13 protein-coding genes are annotated in these 17438 nt (G+C 63.8%); 5 read left to right on the forward strand and 8 right to left on the reverse strand.

The window, feature by feature from the left end; genetic code table 11:
• Positions 1-11: 11 nt before the first annotated feature.
• Positions 12-1064 (reverse strand): NAD(+)/NADH kinase, encoded by a 1053-nt coding sequence (locus tag ACF8R3_RS10100; protein WP_392515556.1) that lies wholly within the window; start codon positions 1062-1064, stop codon positions 12-14.
• A 282-nt stretch (positions 1065-1346) separates the two neighbouring features.
• Here ACF8R3_RS10100 and ACF8R3_RS10105 point away from each other — a divergent pair, with 282 nt between their 5' ends.
• A complete protein-coding gene (locus ACF8R3_RS10105) occupies positions 1347-3200 on the forward strand; it encodes a sigma-54-dependent Fis family transcriptional regulator (RefSeq protein ID WP_392515557.1) in 1854 nt (617 codons plus the stop codon).
• A 304-nt stretch (positions 3201-3504) separates the two neighbouring features.
• Here the strand turns inward: ACF8R3_RS10105 and accC are convergent, their stop codons facing one another.
• The 6 genes from accC to ACF8R3_RS10135 form a co-directional block, all read right to left on the reverse strand.
• A complete protein-coding gene (gene accC / locus ACF8R3_RS10110) occupies positions 3505-4860 on the reverse strand; it encodes an acetyl-CoA carboxylase biotin carboxylase subunit (RefSeq protein WP_058639420.1) in 1356 nt (451 codons plus the stop codon).
• Positions 4861-4877: 17 nt separating this feature from the next.
• Entirely contained in the window at positions 4878-5336 is a 459-nt protein-coding gene (accB, locus tag ACF8R3_RS10115) for an acetyl-CoA carboxylase biotin carboxyl carrier protein (protein ID WP_023535179.1), read from the reverse strand.
• A 96-nt stretch (positions 5337-5432) separates the two neighbouring features.
• Positions 5433-5888, reverse strand: coding sequence for a type II 3-dehydroquinate dehydratase (gene aroQ, locus ACF8R3_RS10120; protein WP_078479173.1), 456 nt, complete (start codon positions 5886-5888; stop codon positions 5433-5435).
• Positions 5889-6067: 179 nt separating this feature from the next.
• Positions 6068-7831, reverse strand: coding sequence for a protein-disulfide reductase DsbD (locus ACF8R3_RS10125; RefSeq protein WP_392515558.1), 1764 nt, complete (start codon positions 7829-7831; stop codon positions 6068-6070).
• Between the two features lie 129 nt (positions 7832-7960).
• Complete coding sequence (locus ACF8R3_RS10130; RefSeq protein ID WP_392515559.1) at positions 7961-9922, reverse strand: methyl-accepting chemotaxis protein; 1962 nt, start codon at positions 9920-9922, stop codon at positions 7961-7963.
• Positions 9923-10045: 123 nt separating this feature from the next.
• The gene (locus ACF8R3_RS10135; protein WP_078479170.1) at positions 10046-11404 is read right to left on the reverse strand and encodes a diguanylate cyclase; all 1359 of its coding nucleotides are present in this window, start codon (positions 11402-11404) and stop codon (positions 10046-10048) included.
• A gap of 248 nt (positions 11405-11652) precedes the next feature.
• Here ACF8R3_RS10135 and ACF8R3_RS10140 point away from each other — a divergent pair, with 248 nt between their 5' ends.
• From ACF8R3_RS10140 to speA, 4 genes are all read left to right on the forward strand, one after another.
• Positions 11653-12720, forward strand: a complete 1068-nt coding sequence (locus ACF8R3_RS10140) for a DUF2333 family protein (RefSeq protein WP_392515560.1) — start codon at positions 11653-11655, stop codon at positions 12718-12720.
• A 1-nt stretch (position 12721) separates the two neighbouring features.
• On the forward strand, positions 12722-13258 hold the full coding sequence (locus ACF8R3_RS10145) for an NUDIX hydrolase (RefSeq protein ID WP_182140554.1): 537 nt from the start codon (positions 12722-12724) through the stop codon (positions 13256-13258).
• Positions 13259-13461: 203 nt separating this feature from the next.
• Positions 13462-13833: a translation initiation factor Sui1 gene (locus ACF8R3_RS10150; protein WP_058605288.1), complete on the forward strand. Its 372-nt coding sequence runs from the start codon at positions 13462-13464 to the stop codon at positions 13831-13833.
• Between the two features lie 150 nt (positions 13834-13983).
• The gene (gene speA, locus ACF8R3_RS10155; protein ID WP_058605287.1) at positions 13984-15897 is read left to right on the forward strand and encodes an arginine decarboxylase; all 1914 of its coding nucleotides are present in this window, start codon (positions 13984-13986) and stop codon (positions 15895-15897) included.
• Between the two features lie 99 nt (positions 15898-15996).
• Here speA and ACF8R3_RS10160 read toward each other — a convergent pair whose 3' ends face one another.
• The gene (locus ACF8R3_RS10160) at positions 15997-17334 is read right to left on the reverse strand and encodes an MATE family efflux transporter (RefSeq protein WP_058639413.1); all 1338 of its coding nucleotides are present in this window, start codon (positions 17332-17334) and stop codon (positions 15997-15999) included.
• Between the last annotated feature and the right edge of the window lie 104 nt (positions 17335-17438).

The raw sequence follows: 17438 nt of genomic DNA on the forward strand, positions 1-17438 counted from the left end.
CCGGGGTTGTCTCAACGGGTCGCGGGGTGCAGCGGGTGGCCCAGGGGTACAGCCAGCAGACGATGCTGGGCGGCATGCGTGAGCACGGCCTGCACGTCCACACTCAACGGGCCTAGGTGATCGAGGGTGATGGTGGGGGTGTCATGGGCGCAGAATTCGATTTCCCGCTCGCCGTCCAGGGCCAAGGTGCCCTGGACGAGGGCCGGGCGGTACGATTCGTCGGGCGCCATGTGGCCGGAGGCGGTGATGCCGCAGCCTTGCAGCACGCCAGGGGCCACAGGGGCCAGCAGCGCCTGCCCGGCGTTCTCGTCCAAGCGCACCCAGGCGCCGTGGGGCGCTTGCCGCGAGACCGGATTCCACAGGCCGCACAGTGCCGACAAGCCGATGGCGTGGGGCTCGGCGAAGCAGGCGAAGATTTCGCTCAGGTCTTCACTGCGGCTCAGCGCCCGCGCGCCGATAAAACGCTGAGGCGACACCGCTACCTCCACCAGCGCCCATTCGCTCAGTTGCTGCTGGGGCACCCTGACCAGCAAGCGTTTGTTGCGGCGCAGGCCGATGGAGGTTGGCACCTTGCCGCCGACGATCAGGCCGCCTGCAAGCCCCGCGCTGGTCGCTTCGCGCAGCTCCGGGAAGGCGTTGTTGGTGCCGGTGGACAAGGTCAGCAGGGGTACGTCGCCAGCTTCTGCCGCCACGGCCTTGTGGGTACCGTCGCCCCCCAGCACAGCGATCAGCGACACCCCCCGCGCGACCATGTTGCGCGTGGCAAGCCGGGTGTCGCTGACGGTCTGGGTCAGGGGCAGGTCGAGTATCTCGAGGGCAGGCCAGTGCTGATCGCGCGCCATCGGCCCGGCGCAGGCCTTGACCACGGCAGCGGCGATGCCGGTCATGTCGCTGGGCATCAGCACGTGGCCGACACCCGTGGCGCCGAATGCGGCGAGCAGGCGCGCGATGGCGGCGGCCTTGTCGGTGCTGGAGTACAACCCGGCAGTGGCGGTCAGGCGACGCAGGTCTCGGCCTGAAGCAGGGTTGGCAATGATGCCGACCAGTGGGGCAGGTAGCGGCATGGCGCACCTCGTGTTCTTGTTTGCAAGGACCAGAGCAAGCGCGGTGCCAGCTTTGCACGAAACCTCGCAAAGGCCCGTCGCAGAGGCCTTGCATGGTCTTTAACGCTGCCAGGCGGGCTACCGTGCTGAGACGCCAGGTGCCGGCCTGGGCGTTGTGCGGCGAGACGTTGAGACGCTGCGTCTCAACCACACCTTTGATCACACCGTGCTTGTCCAGGCCTGCGCGCAGGCGCTTAATGGCTGCACAACCACAAGAACAGCAACGAGAACCGGAGGGCCTGAATGCTTGCCGCGAACTCCCGCGCTCACGTCGACTGCGTCAGCAGGGTACTGAAGAACGCCGACCGTCTGCCCCAGGCGCCAGTACCGCCGTTGATCCTCGATTCCTGGCGTCGCTCCATGGAGCTGTACCGTCTCGATCCCGCCTCCGAGCAAGGGCCGCGTATTCTTTCCCAGGCGCTGCTCAATGAATGCCGAGAGCGCTCGGAGCTGTTCCTGCGCATTGCCGGGGACGCCGTGGCGCGCCTGCACGAACAGGTGCGTGAGGCCGACTACTGCGTGCTACTGACCGATGCACAGGGCCGCACCATCGATTACCGGGTCGAATCGACCATTCGCACTGACTGCCGCAAGGCCGGTCTGTACCTGGGCACCTGCTGGTCGGAGGGGGAGGAGGGTACCTGCGGGGTAGCGGCAGTACTGACCGCCAAGGCACCGGTCACCGTGCACAAGCGCGATCACTTTCGCGCTGCCTTCATCGGCCTGACCTGTAGCGCGGCGCCTGTTTTCGACCCCTTTGGCGAGTTGCTGGGGGTGCTGGACGTCTCTGCCCTGCGCTCGCCCGACGACCGCCGCAGCCAGCACCTGATCCGGCAACTGGTCGAGCAGACCGCACGCGAAATCGAAAACGCCTTTTTCATGCACAGCGCCCAGGGCCACTGGGTGATGCGTGCCCACGGCACACCAGGCTATGTGGAAAGCCAGCCTGACTACCTGCTGGCCTGGGACGCCGACGGCCGCCTGCAGGCGATGAACAGCCTGACACGGCAACGCCTGATGCAACGCCTGGGGCGCTTGCCTGCGCACATTGGTGAGCTGTTCGACCAGGTGCAATTGCGACGTGTCAGCAACGCGTCGGCGCAACGTCTGCCAGGGTTGGGCGAGCTGTATGGCCGGGTCAGCGCCCCACAGCGCAAGCCGCCGGTCGAGCCTTTGCTGCAAGGCCTGGACCGACGCATCGAACAACATTTGCGCCTGGCCACGCGGGTCAAGGATTGTAACCTTGCCGTGCTGGTGCAGGGCGAGACGGGTACAGGCAAGGAAGTCTTCGCTCGCCAGCTGCACCAGCAAAGCAAGCGCGGCAACGGCCCGTTCGTCACGCTCAACTGCGCCGCCATCCCCGAGAACCTGATCGAGAGCGAGCTGTTTGGTTATGTCGCGGGAGCCTTCACCGGGGCGTCGAGCAAGGGTATGCAAGGGCTTGTACACCAGGCCGATGGCGGCACGCTGTTTCTGGACGAGATTGGCGACATGCCACTGAGCCTGCAGACCCGCCTGTTGCGGGTGCTGGCTGAGGGTGAGGTAGCACCTTTGGGGGCTGCGCGGCGCCAGCGCGTGGACATTCAGGTGATCTGCGCTACGCACCGCGACCTGGCGGCGAGGGTGGAGCAGGGGCAGTTTCGTGAGGACTTGTATTTTCGCCTGGCCAACGCCCGCTTCGCGTTGCCGGCGCTGCGCGAGCGCGAAGACCGGCTGGGGCTCATTCACCAGTTGCTGGCCGAAGAGGCCGATGCGTGTGGGGTGAGCGTGGCGCTGGCCGATGATGCCTTGCAGGCATTGCTGGAGTATCGCTGGCCGGGGAACCTGCGCCAATTGCGGCAGGTGTTGCGTTATGCCTGCGCCGTGAACGAGGGAGGGCAGTTGCGCCTGCTTGACCTGCCGGAGGAGGTTCGTGGGCAGGAGGTTGGCCGGGTAACGAGCGAGGCGTCCTGCCCGGCGCGGCAACGGTTGCTGGATGCGTTGATACGCCATCGCTGGAAGCCCGCCGAGGCTGCCCAGGCGTTGGGTATTTCGCGTGCGACGCTGTATCGCCGGGTGCACGAGCACCGCATCGAGATGCCTCGTATGAAGGGGTAGAGTCGCAGCTGCGCTTGTTGTGGCTTCTGCCCGCGCGACAGTTCAGGCACCGCTGATCGCGACTTCAGGGGGGCCTTTCTACACAGAACCTGCGTTCGGACTCCTGCGGTCTTCAGATTGAACATACAAGCCAGATCATTAATTCACGCCAGTCAGAGAGGGTCACGGGGATGCGCAGATTGCTCTGCTAGGTCGGACTTGGCCACAAGCACCCTGAAGGGCCGCATCAGCCATTGATCAAGCCCAAACAGGCAATAAAAAACCCCGGAGCCAGTCCGGGGTTCTTGTACTTCACACTACGCGATCAGTCCTGGTTGGCCAGTTTGTGCTCGAGGTAGTGAATGTTGATGCCGCCTTTGCAGAAGCCTTCATCACGCACCAGGTCACGGTGCAGCGGGATGTTGGTCTTGATGCCATCGACGACGATCTCGTCCAGGGCATTGCGCATGCGGGCCATGGCTTCGTCACGGTCCTTGCCCCAGGTGATCAGCTTGCCGATCAGCGAGTCATAGTTCGGCGGAACCGAATAACCGCTGTACAAGTGCGAATCGACACGCACGCCGTTGCCGCCCGGTGCGTGGAAGTGCTTCACCTTGCCAGGGCTCGGGATGAACTTCTTCGGGTCTTCGGCGTTGATACGGCATTCCAGCGAATGGCCGTGGACCACCACGTCCTCCTGACGGAACGACAGCTTGTTGCCAGCGGCGATGCTCAGCATCTCCTTGACGATGTCGATGCCTGTGACCATCTCCGACACCGGGTGCTCAACCTGCACACGGGTGTTCATCTCGATGAAGTAGAAGCGGCCATCTTCGTACAGGAACTCGAACGTCCCCGCACCGCGGTAGCCGATCTCGATGCACGCGTCTACGCAGCGCTTGAATACTTCCTGGCGTGCTTTCTCGTCGATGCCTGGGGCCGGGGCCTCTTCCAGCACCTTCTGGTGGCGGCGTTGCAGGGAGCAATCGCGGTCACCGAGGTGGATTGCATTGCCCTGGCCGTCGGACAAGACCTGTACTTCCACGTGACGTGGGTTGGTCAGGAACTTCTCCAGGTACACCATCGGGTTGCCGAAGGCTGCACCGGCTTCGGTACGGGTGAGCTTGGCCGAGGCGATCAAATCCTCTTCCTTGTGCACCACACGCATGCCGCGACCACCACCGCCACCGGCGGCCTTGATGATCACCGGGTAGCCGACGTCGCGGGCGATGGCCAGCGCGACTTCTTCGTCTTCCGGCAGCGGGCCGTCGGAGCCCGGCACGGTCGGTACGCCCGACTTGATCATCGCGTCCTTGGCCGAGACCTTGTCGCCCATCAGGCGAATGGTGTCGGCCTTGGGGCCGATGAAGGCAAAGCCGGACTTCTCGACCTGCTCGGCAAAATCGGCGTTTTCCGCCAGGAAGCCGTAACCGGGGTGAATCGCGGTCGCGCCGGTGACTTCGGCAGCGGCGATGATCGCCGGGATGTGCAGGTACGAATCCTTGGACGACGCAGGGCCGATGCAGACCGACTCGTCTGCCAGGCCCAGGTGCATCAGTTCACGGTCGGCGGTGGAGTGCACGGCGACGGTCTTGATACCCAGCTCTTTGCAGGCACGCAGGATCCGCAGAGCAATTTCCCCGCGGTTGGCGATCAGGACTTTTTCGAGCTTCCCAGACATCGTTGGCTCTCCGCGATTCAAACGATGGTGAACAGCGGCTGGTCGAACTCAACCGGCTGGCCGTCTTCTACCAGGATGGCGTCGATGACACCGCCGACATCGGCTTCGATGTGGTTCATCATCTTCATGGCTTCGACGATGCACAGGGTGTCGCCTTTCTTCACGCTCTGGCCCACTTCAGCGAAGTTCGGCGAGGTCGGCGAAGGCTTGCGGTAGAAGGTGCCTACCATTGGCGAGCGGATGACGGTGCCCTTGAGGGCCGGTGCCGCGGCGGCAGCTTCGACAGCAGGTGCGGCAGCGGCGACCGGGGCAGCGGCAGGCGCAGCCATCGGGGCAGGTGCGTAGAACTGCTGGGCAGCTGGGGTCTTGCTGTGACGGCTGATGCGAACCGACTCTTCGCCTTCCTTGATCTCCAGCTCGTCGATGCCAGACTCTTCCAGCAGCTCGATCAGTTTCTTGACTTTACGGATATCCATTAATCATCAACTCCCAAAGGTTCGGTCAGGGGGCGAAATTGTTAAAGCGTGTCGACACGCTTCTCTTGACCCTGGCCACCGAGGCCAGGGCTTTCATCATTTGGGCTGTGCGTTGGCAGCCAGCTGTTCCAGCGCGGAATCCAGGGCCAGGCGATAACCGCTGGCGCCCAGACCGCAGATCACTCCTACGGCTACATCGGAAAAGTAGGAGTGATGACGGAACGGTTCGCGTTTGTGCACGTTGGACAGGTGCACTTCGATGAATGGGATGCTCACCGCAAGCAATGCGTCACGTAATGCAACGCTTGTGTGGGTGAATGCAGCCGGATTGATCAGGATGAAATCCACACCCTCGTTGCGTGCCGCATGAATACGATCGATCAACTCGTATTCGGCGTTGCTCTGCAAATACTGCAAATGGTGGCCCGCGGCGCGAGCACGTTGCTCCAGGTCCTGGTTGATCTGGGCCAGGGTCACGGCGCCGTAATGGCCGGGCTCGCGCGTACCGAGCAGGTTCAGATTGGGGCCGTGAAGCACCAGTAGCGTTGCCATCTGCGAGTTCCTTGGATTTGTAGGGCAATTCGACACAGCGCGGCGAGTGTGCCTAAAGCGACGGCAAGTGTCCAGTTCCCGGCAATAGCCAGCACGATGAGCGAGATTCGCGCGAAGTATGTGACCAGATAGCAGGATCCGGTCACTGATCGCCGACATGTTCCCATGCCAGCGGGCCGTTACAGGCCTGCCTGGCCGCGAACGCGGGACAAAATGGACGCAAAGTTCTCGGCATTTATCTCGCCAATCACCCGATCAGCGGTCAGTTCGCTGCCGTTGGCGGCAAAGAACATCAATGCCGGCGGGCCGAACAATCGATAGCGGTCCAGCAGGGCACGCTGGGCCGCATCGCTGCGCGTCACATCCAAGCGCAACAGTTTGAAACCCGCCAGCTGGGGCAGCACCTGAGGTGCATTCAACACCTCGTGCTCGATGACTTTGCAGCTGATGCACCAGTCTGCGTACCAGTCCAGCAGCACTGGCTGGCCTGCGGCCTTGGCATCGGCCAGTGCAGCATCGAGCGCCTGGGCGGTGGTCAGTGTTCGCCACGCCTGGGCAGGGGACGCAGCCTGACCAGCCGTGCTCCCTCCTGTAGGGGGCAACGGTCGCAGCGGATCACCCTGGCCGCTGAGGGCGCCATACCAGCAGGCCAGGGCGTAGACCAGCAGTGCCAGGCCAAGCAGTTGGGCCAGGCGTTGGCGAGGCGTCTTCACGACGAACTCCAGGGTCCCCAGGAACACGGCCACCCCGGCAGCGAGCAAACCGATCAGCCCCAGGGTGACAGGCCCTGGCAAGACCCTGCTGAGCAAACCGATGGCCAGCCCCAGCAACAGGACGCCGATGGCGTTCTTCACGCTGTTGAGCCATGGGCCGCTTTTCGGCAACCAGGCGGCGCCACCGGTGGCGACCAGCAGCAGCGGGGCACCCATGCCCAGGCCCAGCGCGAACAGTTTGAGCGCACCGCCCAAGGCGTCTCCACTGGCGCTGATATACAGCAACGCACCCGCCAGCGGCGCCGAAACGCAAGGTGAAACCAACAGGCTGGACAATACGCCCAAGGCCGCCGCGCCCAGCAGCGAGCCGCCTTGGGTGCGATTGGCGACCCCGTCCAGGCGGTTGCTCAGGGCCTGGGGCAGCTTGAGTTCGAACAAGCCGAACATGGCCAAGGCGAAAGCCACGAAGAACAGCGCGAAAGGCACCAGCACCCAGGCCGACTGCAGGCGCGCCTGCAGGTTGAGGCCTGCGCCGAACAGGCCCATCAAGGCCCCAAGGGCGGCAAAGCTGGCGGCCATGGACAGCACATAGGCCAGTGACAACGACAGCCCACGCAGCCCACCTGCCTGACCGCGCAAAACCACCCCCGAGAGAATGGGCAGCATGGGCAGCACGCACGGCGTGAACGTCAGGCCCACGCCGGCGATGAAGAACAGCAAGAGCGCTTTCCACTCCCAGGCGTGTGCGGCCTGGCTGCTCGGCGCACCTTCACCTTCAATGCTCAGGTGTTCGGTTTCAGGTGGGTAGCACAAGCCTTTGTCAGCGCAGCCCTGGTAACCCACCTGCAAGGTGAAGGCCCTGGGGTCATTGCGTGGCAATTCAATGTCGACGATGCCGTGATACACCTCCACATCGCCGAAGAACTCGTCATGTTTGGCCTCGCCCTTCGGGATGACCGGCGTGCCCAGTGCGATGTCGGCCGGCTCGGTGCGAAACACGAAGCGGTGGCGGTACAGGTAGTAGCCGTCGGTGGCCACCAGGCGCAGCTTGATGGCATGGGCGTTGGCCTGGATCAGGCTCAGCTTGAAGGCTTCGTGCACCGGGAGGAAATCGGCGTTGCCGGCCAGTGAGGAGGCCCCGAGGGTAGCGCTGGGGCGATTGTCCAGCAGCCCCGTGGCGAACACCGGGCTGGCCAGCAGTAGGCACAACAGGAAAAACAGGCGGCGCATGGTGAACTCGCAAGATCGAACGTGCCGCGCATCATAACGGAGTTGGCGCTCAAGGAACCATGTGTGGGCCCGCCCGCCTTGCCGGTGATGGTCTAAGGCTATTTCGTGGAGCCAGGGCGGGCGGCCGGTTCAGACCCTGAAGGCACCCACCGCCTGGTTCAGCGCGCTGCCCAGGCTGAGCAGGTGATCGCCTTGCTCACGCCCCTCACCGATGCGTTGCAGGTTATCGCCACCCAGCTGATGAATCCGCTCGCTGTGGTCACGGATATCGCTGACCGCATCACTTTGTTGCGCCGTCACTTCGGCAATGCGCAGGGCAGTGTCGGCGATAGTACGGATCGCACACACGATTTCGTCCAATGCGCCATCGGCAGTCTGGGCCTGGTTGGCAGTGGCCTCGGCATGCTCCAGTTGTACCCGCGTACCGTCCACGGCGCCCTTGGCTGCCTGCTGCAACCTGTCGATCAGGGTCTGGATTTCCCCAGTGGCGCCGGTGGTGCGCTGGGCCAGGGTGCGGACTTCGTCGGCCACCACGGCGAACCCGCGACCCATCTCGCCAGCGCGGGCGGCTTCGATGGCGGCATTGAGTGCCAGCAGGTTAGTCTGTTCCGCAATGGACCGGATCACCGTCAGCACGCCACCGATCGTGGCCGATTCCTCTGCCAGTTGCTCGATCATGCGGGCGTTGCCTTGTACCTCGTCGACCAGCGTGCGTAGACCCGACAGGCTCTGCCCGATCACAGCCTGGCCCTGTTCCACTGCCCGGCCTGCGTCACGACTGGCCAGGGCCGCAGCGCTGGCGTCGCCAGCCACCTGCTGGATGGTCGCTTCCAGTTCCCCAAGCGCGTCGCGAATCTGCCCGGTATCCCCGGCCTGTCGTTGTGCGCCATCGTGCAAGGCAGCACTCATGTCGGCCAGCGCATGACTGCTGCCGGCCACTTGCTCGGCGTTGTGCCGCAAGGCGCCTACCAGTTCGACCAGGTACTGGCGCAGGCGATTGAGCGAAGCCTGGATGTCATGCAGCTCGCGGTTGGTCCTGCCCATTTCGACAGGCTGGGTAAAATCGCCCTCGGCCCAGCGCGACAGCGCAGGCACCAAGCCGGTGAGGGTGCGTGCAAGGCGACGTTGCAGGGTGTCGATGAGCAGGGCGATCAGCAGGATCATCACGATCATCGCCCCTTGCAGGATGCGCACTTCCCCCGCGATGGTGCCATGCAGGCTGCGCACTTGTGGCTCCAGGGCCGCGATGGCCTGGCGCACTGCCTCCAGCTGTTGCGTGGCGCGGGTCGCCAGGGCGGCGCGCTGGGCGATCTGGGCACGGGTACGTTGCAGCTCGGCCGGGTAGCGCCCAACCAGGCTTTGCAGCTCGCGCTTGAGGCCCACGGCGACGTCTTCTTGCTGGGCGCGGGTATCGTTCTGCAAACCCATCAGCGCGGCAAAGTCATCCGCGTCCGATTCGGCAATACGGGTCACGCCCAGCAGCGGCAAGCCTTCGATGACCTGCGCCTGGGCCTGGATCGATTGCAGCTCGCGCTCCAGCTCAGTCGCCAGTTCGGGCCGGCCGCTGCCCACCAGCTTCTCCCGCGCCAGGCCCAGCCTGCTCAGGTGCAGGGTTGCCTCAACAAGCGGCAGCAGATAGCGCCCAGCGTCGGGGTTGGTGCTGTCGCGCGCATAGGTGGTCAGTTGCTCCAGGTTGGCCCCCAGCTCGCGTTCGGCTTGCAGCAACAGCGCCTGGGGGTCACCGGCCAGCTTTCCGGCTGCCAGCAACTCGCCCGCGCTGAAGGCCTGGAGGTGGTCCAGGCTGGGGCGCAGTTGGCTGGCCAGCGCCTCGGGCCAGTCGGCCAGCGAAGCTTGCAGTTGCTCCGTGGCCTGCAGTGCCGCCGCATGGCGCACGGCATCGCCGCTACCAAGATAAGCCTGAATGTTCTGGGCAGCCTCAGTCTGAAAATGGCGCGACAGGGTCAGGTAGCGCTCCATCATCTGGTAGGGACGCTCCAGCGCCCGCTGCGACCACCACAGCGTGACGCCCAGAGCAATGCACACCGTCACCAGCAACAATGTATTCAAATTGGTTAGCCATTTCAGGCGCATAGCCGCGTGCTTCCTGCGGGGGAGGGAAGAGTCAGGGGCCTGAAGTTATTGCGTTCGTGTGACGCGATGATGACGGCGGCACGCAATTGAATGGCAAAGTGCCTTTATTCTTTGCCCACCCCTTCAGGGCTCCACACGCACCACGCAATTACGTCCTGCATGCTTGGCCCGGTATAGCGCCTCGTCGGCCGCGCTGGCCATGGTCAGGGCATCGAGCCCGTCATCGAGTTGCACGACGCCTGCACTGAACGTACAGCGCAGGTCATGGGGTTGGGCCGGGTAGAGGATTTCGGCAAAACGCCCGCGGATGTCATCGAGCACCTTGTACGCCGCCTCCAGAGCGGTATTGGGCATGACGATGGCGAACTCTTCGCCGCCGTAGCGGCCAATGAAGTCGGTCTTGCGCAGGCGTTGCTTGAGAAACAGCGCCAGGCTCTTGATCACCCGGTCGCCCATGGGGTGGCCGTGGCGGTCGTTGATTTTCTTGAACCGGTCGATGTCGAGCATGGCAAAACTCAGCGGCTGCTGTTCGCGGCGGGCACGGAAGCTGCAATCCTCGAGCAACTGCAGAATATGCGTATGGTTGTACAACCCGGTCAGGCTGTCGCGGACCATGCGCGCCTTCAGATGCCGAGCGCGGGCAGCGCGGTTGCGCACGGTGGTGATCAGGTGGCGCGAGCGAAACGGCTTGGTCAGAAAATCATCGCCGCCTTCGCTCATGGCCTCGAGCTGCTTGTCCAGGTCATCCTCGGCCGACAGATAGATGATCGGTACGCTGACGTAGCGGTCGTTGTGGCGAATCACCTTGGCCAGTTCAGGGCCGGTGCACGCCGGCATGTACAGGTCGAGGATGATCAGGTCAGGCTGGAAATCAGCCAGCTCGGCCATGGTGGCGATCGGGTCGGTCAGGCTGCGAGTGATCATCCCGGCGCCTGCCAGCACCCGTTCCGTGAACAGGGCCTGGGTGCGTGAGTCATCGATGATCAGTACGCGCAGGGGATCGTACGGCGCGGCATCGGTCAGGCGCTCGACCTTCTCCAGCAGGCTGGAAGCCTCCAGTGTGCCGGTGAGGAAATCGCGCCCGCCGGCCCGCACGGCGGCCAAGCGCGTGGGAGTGTCGGTTTCGTGGTGGCTGAAGAACAGCAGCGGCAGGGGTTTGGCCTGCCGCGCCTGGACTTCGGCCGCCAACGCCAGGCCCTGGCCGACCCCATTGAAGTCGACGTCCATGATGACCGCCGAAGGCGGGCATTCGCCTACCGATGCGCGAAAGGCATCGGCAGTGGGCAAGGCCTGTACGCCCAGGCCGAAGAACTCCAGTTGCTGGGCCAGGCGTTCGGCGCGGTCGTGGTCCTGCAAGAGGATATAGACCGGCCTGCGCTGGGGCGCCAGCAGCAACTGGTCGCGTGGGTCGTCCTTGCGCAGGCCGCTACGCACAAGATGCTCAGGGGGGCACTGCGGGCTCGGCTCAACTGCTTGGCTCATGTCCTGGCTACTTGTCGTTAGGGGTATGCAGGGGCAGTGATGGCTCTATGCTAGCAGTTCTTGAGCTGCGTAGGCGTGCCCCCTTTCAACAAAGTGGGCTGAATGACTATTCAGTTACCGACCAAGGGGTCGCTTATGCGTAAGGCGGTGTCTGCTTTATAGTGCTGTCAGGCGGGCTTGCCGTGGCACCCTGGCGTAGGCCTGTGGTCAAAGCCCCTGAACCGTCGTGACTGATCAAGGATATAGCCATGCTGGACTGGAAAAACCGCGAGGCCAAAGCCGAGCCCCGCGAGCGTGTCGACGGCCGCGGCGCTGCCGCCCGTAGCTATTTTGGTGGCCTGTTGGGCCGCTCACTGTTAGCCCTGGTTGGGCTTTACCTGCTGGTGTGTATCGGCCTTTCCTGGTACTGGAGCCAGGAGCCCGAATTGTTCCCGGTTCAGCAGAGCGCGCAGAGCGCAGCCGAGCGTAATGGCCAGCAGATGGTAGTGGGCTACACCACTGTCGAAACGCTCAAGACCGTGGCGAGCACCTTGCTGAACAAGCCAGGTGGCTACATTGCCAACGACCGTCTCCCGCCTGGCTTGTGGATGGACAACATGCCCAACTGGGAGTACGGCGTACTGGTCCAGGTGCGTGACCTTTCCCGCGCGCTGCGCAAGGACTTCGCCCGCTCCCAGTCGCAATCGACCGAAGATGCCGACCTGGCCAAGGCCGAGCCGCGCTTCAACTTCGATTACAAGAGCTGGATCCTGCCGTCCAGCGAATCGGAATTCGAAGAAGGCATCAAGTCGCTGACGCGCTACCAGGCTCGCCTGGCTTCGGGTGACAAGGGCGCGATCTTCTATACCCGCGCAGACAACCTGAACAACTGGCTGGGCGACGTCGCTACCCGCCTGGGCTCGCTGTCGCAACGCCTCTCGGCCAGCGTAGGCCGCGTGAAGCTCAACACCACGCTCAAGACCGAGTCCGTGGTGGCTGGTCAGGCGCCGCAGGTGGACGAGGAAGTCGTGGAAACCCCATGGCTGAAGATCGACGACGTGTTCTACGAAGCCCGTGGCCAGGCCTGGGCACTGTCGCACCTGCTGCGTGCGATCGAAGTCGATTTCGCCGACGTGCTGGCCAAGAAGAACGCGACCGTGAGTGTGCGTCAGATCATCCGGGAACTGGAGGCCTCGCAAGAGCCCCTGTGGAGCCCGATGGTGCTCAACGGCAGTGGTTTCGGCATGTGGGCCAACCACTCGCTGGTCATGGCCAACTACATCTCCCGCGCCAACGCGGCGGTCATCGACCTGCGCCAGCTGCTGTCGCAGGGCTGAGATGACCTTCAGCCCTGATGAAGCCGCCCACCGGGCGGCTTCGGACCGGGAACGGGTCACCTGGGTAGACGAGCACGACCAAGTGCTCGGCGCATTGCCCAGGGCACAGTTGCGCGAGCGCGGGCTGATCGGGCGCTGCACGTTCATTCTGCTGTTCAATGGTGCCGGTGAACTGTGCGTGCACCGGCGTACCCTGAGCAAGGCGCTATATCCCGGCTATTGGGACGTTGCCGCCGGCGGCATGGTGGCCGCCGGTGAAACCTACGCCGAATCGGCCGCGCGCGAGCTGGCCGAGGAACTGGGCATAGCTGACGTAAACTTGCGTTTTCACGAGCGATTCTTCTTCGATCAGCCTGACAATCGCCTGTGGTGCGCCTTGTACTCGGCAGTCTCCGATGCGCCGCTGCGGCTGCAGCCTGAGGAAGTGATCGAGGCACGGTTCATCGATGTGGACCAAGCGCTAGAGGACAGTCGGCTCAGGCCTTATTGCCCCGACTCGATGGCCGCGTTGATGCGCTACAGGAACCGCCTTGTCTAACCCATTCACGTAGGGTCGCAAAACATTCGCAAAATGGCGCAATCCGGTACTTAGCAACTGCACCGTTTATCGTTACACTGCGCGGCCTTTTCGGGCTGCCGCACGTGTTGCGGCAGTAGCGCCGCCCCTGCCAGAGTGGGGCTTCGCGGTCGGCCTCATGTGCAGGTACGACCAGTTTTTGTCCTCAGCACCGAGGCACAAAAGTGGCCAAGAAAGCTTCTTCCCTCTCCGCCCTCGGCGGTCTTGTTTATTCGACCGATGCCGGTCGTCATTGCCCTGACTGTGGCCAGCCTGTGGATGCCTGTACCTGCAAGCAGCAGGTCATCCCCGAGGGTGATGGCATCGCCCGCGTGCGCCGCGAGAGCAAAGGCCGTGGCGGCAAGACCGTGACCACCGTCACGGGTGTGCCGTTGCCGCCCGATCAGCTCAAGGAGCTGGCTGCCACCCTCAAGCGCCGCTGTGGTACCGGTGGCGCGCTCAAGGACGGCGTCATCGAGATCCAGGGCGATCATGTGCAATTGCTGATCGACGAGCTTATCAAGCAGGGCTTCAAGGCGAAAAAGTCGGGCGGCTGAGTCGCTCGGCAGGTTTTCGTCCTGCGCTTTCTAAACTCGTCGCAGTGACCAGGGTCTACCCCAGAGCACGGACGAACCGTCATTTTTGGCTTCTACACTGCCTTCCCGGTTTGCCCAGCAGTGTCTTGACTCAATTTATAGGGGACTTGAATGTCCGTACGACGCACACGCAAAGACGATGGTAGCCAATGGACCGTGGCCGACAGCCGCAGTGTTTATGGCATCCGCCATTGGGGCGCAGGGTATTTCGCCATCAATGAAGCCGGGCGCGTCGAAGTACGCCCCAACGGCCCTGACAGCTCGCCGATCGACCTGTACGAGCAGGTTGATCAGCTGCGCCAGAGCGGCCTGTCGCTGCCTTTGCTGGTACGCTTTCCCGACATTCTGCAGGACCGCGTGCGCCAGTTGACCGGCGCCTTCGACGCCAACATTGCGCGCCTGGAATACCAGAACCAGTACACCGCGCTCTACCCGATCAAGGTCAACCAGCAGGAGGCGGTGGTCGAAAACATCATCGCCACTCAGAACGTGTCCATTGGGCTGGAAGCCGGCTCCAAACCTGAATTGCTGGCAGTGCTGGCCTTGGCGCCCAAGGGCGGCACCATCGTCTGCAACGGGTACAAGGACCGTGAGTTCATCCGCCTGGCGCTGATGGGGCAGAAGCTGGGCCACAACGTCTTCATCGTCATCGAGAAAGAGTCCGAAGTAGCCTTGGTGATCGAGGAAGCGGCCGACCTGAAGGTCAAGCCGCAAGTAGGCCTACGCGTGCGCCTGTCGTCGCTGGCATCGAGCAAATGGGCTGACACCGGGGGCGAGAAGTCCAAGTTCGGGCTTTCTGCCGCGCAGCTGATTTCCGTGGTGCAGCGTTTCCGCGATGCCGGCCTCGACCAAGGTATCCGCCTGCTGCACTTCCACATGGGCTCGCAGATCGCCAACCTGGCGGACTACCAGCACGGTTTCAAGGAAGCCATCCGCTATTACGGCGAATTGCGCGCCCTGGGCCTGCCGGTGGACCACATCGATGTGGGCGGCGGTCTCGGTGTGGACTACGACGGCACCCACTCGCGCAACGCCAGCTCGATCAACTACGACATGGATGACTATGCCGGCGTGGTGGTGGGCATGCTCAAGGAGTTCTGCGACGCGCAGGGCCTGCCGCACCCGCACATCTTCTCGGAGAGCGGCCGTTCGCTGACGGCTCACCATGCCATGCTGGTCATCCAGGTCACTGATGTAGAGCGCCACAACGACCAGGTGCCGACCATCGAGAACAAGGACGCGCTGCCGGAAACCGTGCAGTGGCTAGCCGATCTGCTGGGGCCCACCGACATTGAGATGGTGACCGAAACCTACTGGCGCGCCACCCACTACATGGGCGACGTGGCCGCCCAGTATGCCGACGGCAAGATCAGCCTGGCCGAGAAAGCCCTGGCCGAGCAGTGCTACTACGCGGTGTGCCGTCGCCTGTACAACTCGCTCAAGGCTCGCCAGCGCTCGCACCGCCAGGTACTCGATGAGCTGAACGACAAGCTGGCGGACAAGTACATCTGCAACTTCTCGGTGTTCCAGAGCCTGCCCGATACCTGGGCCATCGGCCAGGTGCTGCCGATCATCCCGCTGCACCGCCTGGACGAAGAGCCCCTGCGGCGCGCCGTGTTGCAAGACCTGACCTGCGACTCCGACGGCAAGATCAACCAGTATGTCGATGAGCAGAGCATCGAGACCAGCATGCCGGTGCATGCCCTGAACGAGGGCGAGGACTACCTGCTGGGCGTGTTCCTGGTCGGGGCCTACCAGGAGATCCTGGGCGACATGCACAACCTGTTCGGTGACACCGACTCGGTGAACATCTACCAGAATGCCGATGGTAGCGTGTACCACGCCGGTATCGAGACCCACGACACCATCGAGGACATGCTGCGCTACGTGCACCTGTCTCCCGAGGAACTGATGACTCACTACCGCGACAAGGTGGCCAGCGCCAAGATCACCGCGCGCGAGCGTACCCAGTACCTTGATGCGCTGCGCCTGGGCTTGACCCGTTCGTCCTACCTCTCGTCCTGAGAAGCCTCAGCCCCTGAGGGGGCTCATCGCCGTCACGCCTTCGCAGCGTGGCGGCGGTGAGCACCGCCTTGGGTTGCTCGCTGGCCCATGCCAGTCATCTCACGCCACCCAGGCGTCCTTGCCTTGCAGGCGCCACCCCACCCAGGCCAAGGTCATGGCGCGCACGCCCATGAAGCCGAGAAACGCCAACCACAGCCCATGGTTGCCTAGCCCGCTCAGGGCAAAGGCCAACGGCAATGCAATGGCGAGCGATGTCAGCATGGCATTGCGCATTTCCCGGGCGCGTGTGGCCCCGATGAACAGCCCATCGAGCAAATAGCTCCACACGGCGATCAACGGCAGGCACGCCAGATAGGGCAAGTACGGATAAGCCGCCGCCCTGACACTGTCGATATCGGTTTGCAGATCGATGAACAGGTGTCCCCCCACCCAGAACAGAACGGCAAAGACCGAACTTGCAATCAGCGACCATCCACCGGCTACCACCAGCGCACGGCGCAGGGTGCCGCGGTCCCGAGCGCCAATGGCGTGACCGCACAGCGCCTCGACCGCGTGGGCCAGGCCATCGAGGGCATAGGCCGTCAGCAGCAGGCCGTTGAGCAGCAGTGCATTGGCCGCTACCGTCGCCTCGCCCAGGCGTGCGCCCTGTACGGCGATCAGCAGGAAAACCAGCTGCAAGGCAAGGCTGCGCAAAAAGATGTCGCGGTTCACTGCCAACAGCGGGCGCCAGGCCTGCCAGCGTCTGAGTGCTGCCCAGGCGATGTGGCCCGGATAGGCGCGCAGGGCCGGGCGGGTAAGCGCCAGGCCCAGCAGGGCCGCGCACCATTCGGCAATCACCGACGCGCGTGCCGAGCCCAGGACGCCCCAGTCCAGGCCGAGCACGAACCACAGGTTCAGCACGATGTTGAGCAGGTTGGTGGTCAGCAGGATCGCCAAGGGCGCCCGGGCATTCTGGGTCCCCAGAAACCACCCGACCAAGGCGTAACTGGCCAGTGCCGCCGGCAGGCCCAGCAACCGGGTGTGGAAGAAGGTTTGTGTGGCTTGCCCCAGGGCCGCGCTGGGCTGCATGGCATGCAGGGCCAACTGGCTGAAGGGCAGGGCCAGCAGGCCGATGAGCAATGCGAAGCCTACTGCCAGCAACAGGCCCTGAACCAACACCTGGCGCAGGGCGGCGCCATCGCCTCGGCCCGCGGCCTGGGCGGCGAAGCCTGTCGAGCCCATGCGCAAGAAGCCCATCAAGCCGACCATGAAGGTAAACAGCGTAGCGCCCACGGCCACTGCGCCCAGCTGATGGGCATGGGGCAGGTGGCCAATGACGGTGCTGTCGACCAGCGCCACCAGTGGCACCGAGACATTGGACAGGATCATGGGCGCGGCCAGCCCCCACACCTTGCGGTGGGTGGGGCGGTGGTGCCAGTCGGCGAAGAATCGGGGCATGTTCATTCCAGCGAAAACGAGGACTGCAAGCGCTTGATCGGGGCGCCCGCCGGGCGGCAATGCAAGCCAAGGGCGACAGTGTAAAGGCCACGCAACCATTGCGT

This window comes from Pseudomonas sp. FYR_7 (assembly GCF_043106155.1).
GTDB classification, from domain to species: Bacteria; Pseudomonadota; Gammaproteobacteria; order Pseudomonadales; family Pseudomonadaceae; genus Aquipseudomonas; species Aquipseudomonas parafulva_B.

Excerpts from the sequence above, each read along its gene's own strand:
- ACF8R3_RS10100 (WP_392515556.1), bottom strand. The coding sequence starts at position 1,064 with ATGCCGCTACCTGCCCCACTGGTCGGCATCATTGCCAACCCTGCTTCA.
- ACF8R3_RS10105 (WP_392515557.1), top strand. The coding sequence starts at position 1,347 with ATGCTTGCCGCGAACTCCCGCGCTCACGTCGACTGCGTCAGCAGGGTA.
- accC (WP_058639420.1), bottom strand. The coding sequence starts at position 4,860 with ATGTCTGGGAAGCTCGAAAAAGTCCTGATCGCCAACCGCGGGGAAATT.
- accB (WP_023535179.1), bottom strand. The coding sequence starts at position 5,336 with ATGGATATCCGTAAAGTCAAGAAACTGATCGAGCTGCTGGAAGAGTCT.
- aroQ (WP_078479173.1), bottom strand. The coding sequence starts at position 5,888 with ATGGCAACGCTACTGGTGCTTCACGGCCCCAATCTGAACCTGCTCGGT.
- ACF8R3_RS10125 (WP_392515558.1), bottom strand. The coding sequence starts at position 7,831 with ATGCGCCGCCTGTTTTTCCTGTTGTGCCTACTGCTGGCCAGCCCGGTG.
- ACF8R3_RS10130 (WP_392515559.1), bottom strand. The coding sequence starts at position 9,922 with ATGCGCCTGAAATGGCTAACCAATTTGAATACATTGTTGCTGGTGACG.
- ACF8R3_RS10135 (WP_078479170.1), bottom strand. The coding sequence starts at position 11,404 with ATGAGCCAAGCAGTTGAGCCGAGCCCGCAGTGCCCCCCTGAGCATCTT.
- ACF8R3_RS10140 (WP_392515560.1), top strand. The coding sequence starts at position 11,653 with ATGCTGGACTGGAAAAACCGCGAGGCCAAAGCCGAGCCCCGCGAGCGT.
- ACF8R3_RS10145 (WP_182140554.1), top strand. The coding sequence starts at position 12,722 with ATGACCTTCAGCCCTGATGAAGCCGCCCACCGGGCGGCTTCGGACCGG.
- speA (WP_058605287.1), top strand. The coding sequence starts at position 13,984 with ATGTCCGTACGACGCACACGCAAAGACGATGGTAGCCAATGGACCGTG.
- ACF8R3_RS10160 (WP_058639413.1), bottom strand. The coding sequence starts at position 17,334 with ATGCCCCGATTCTTCGCCGACTGGCACCACCGCCCCACCCACCGCAAG.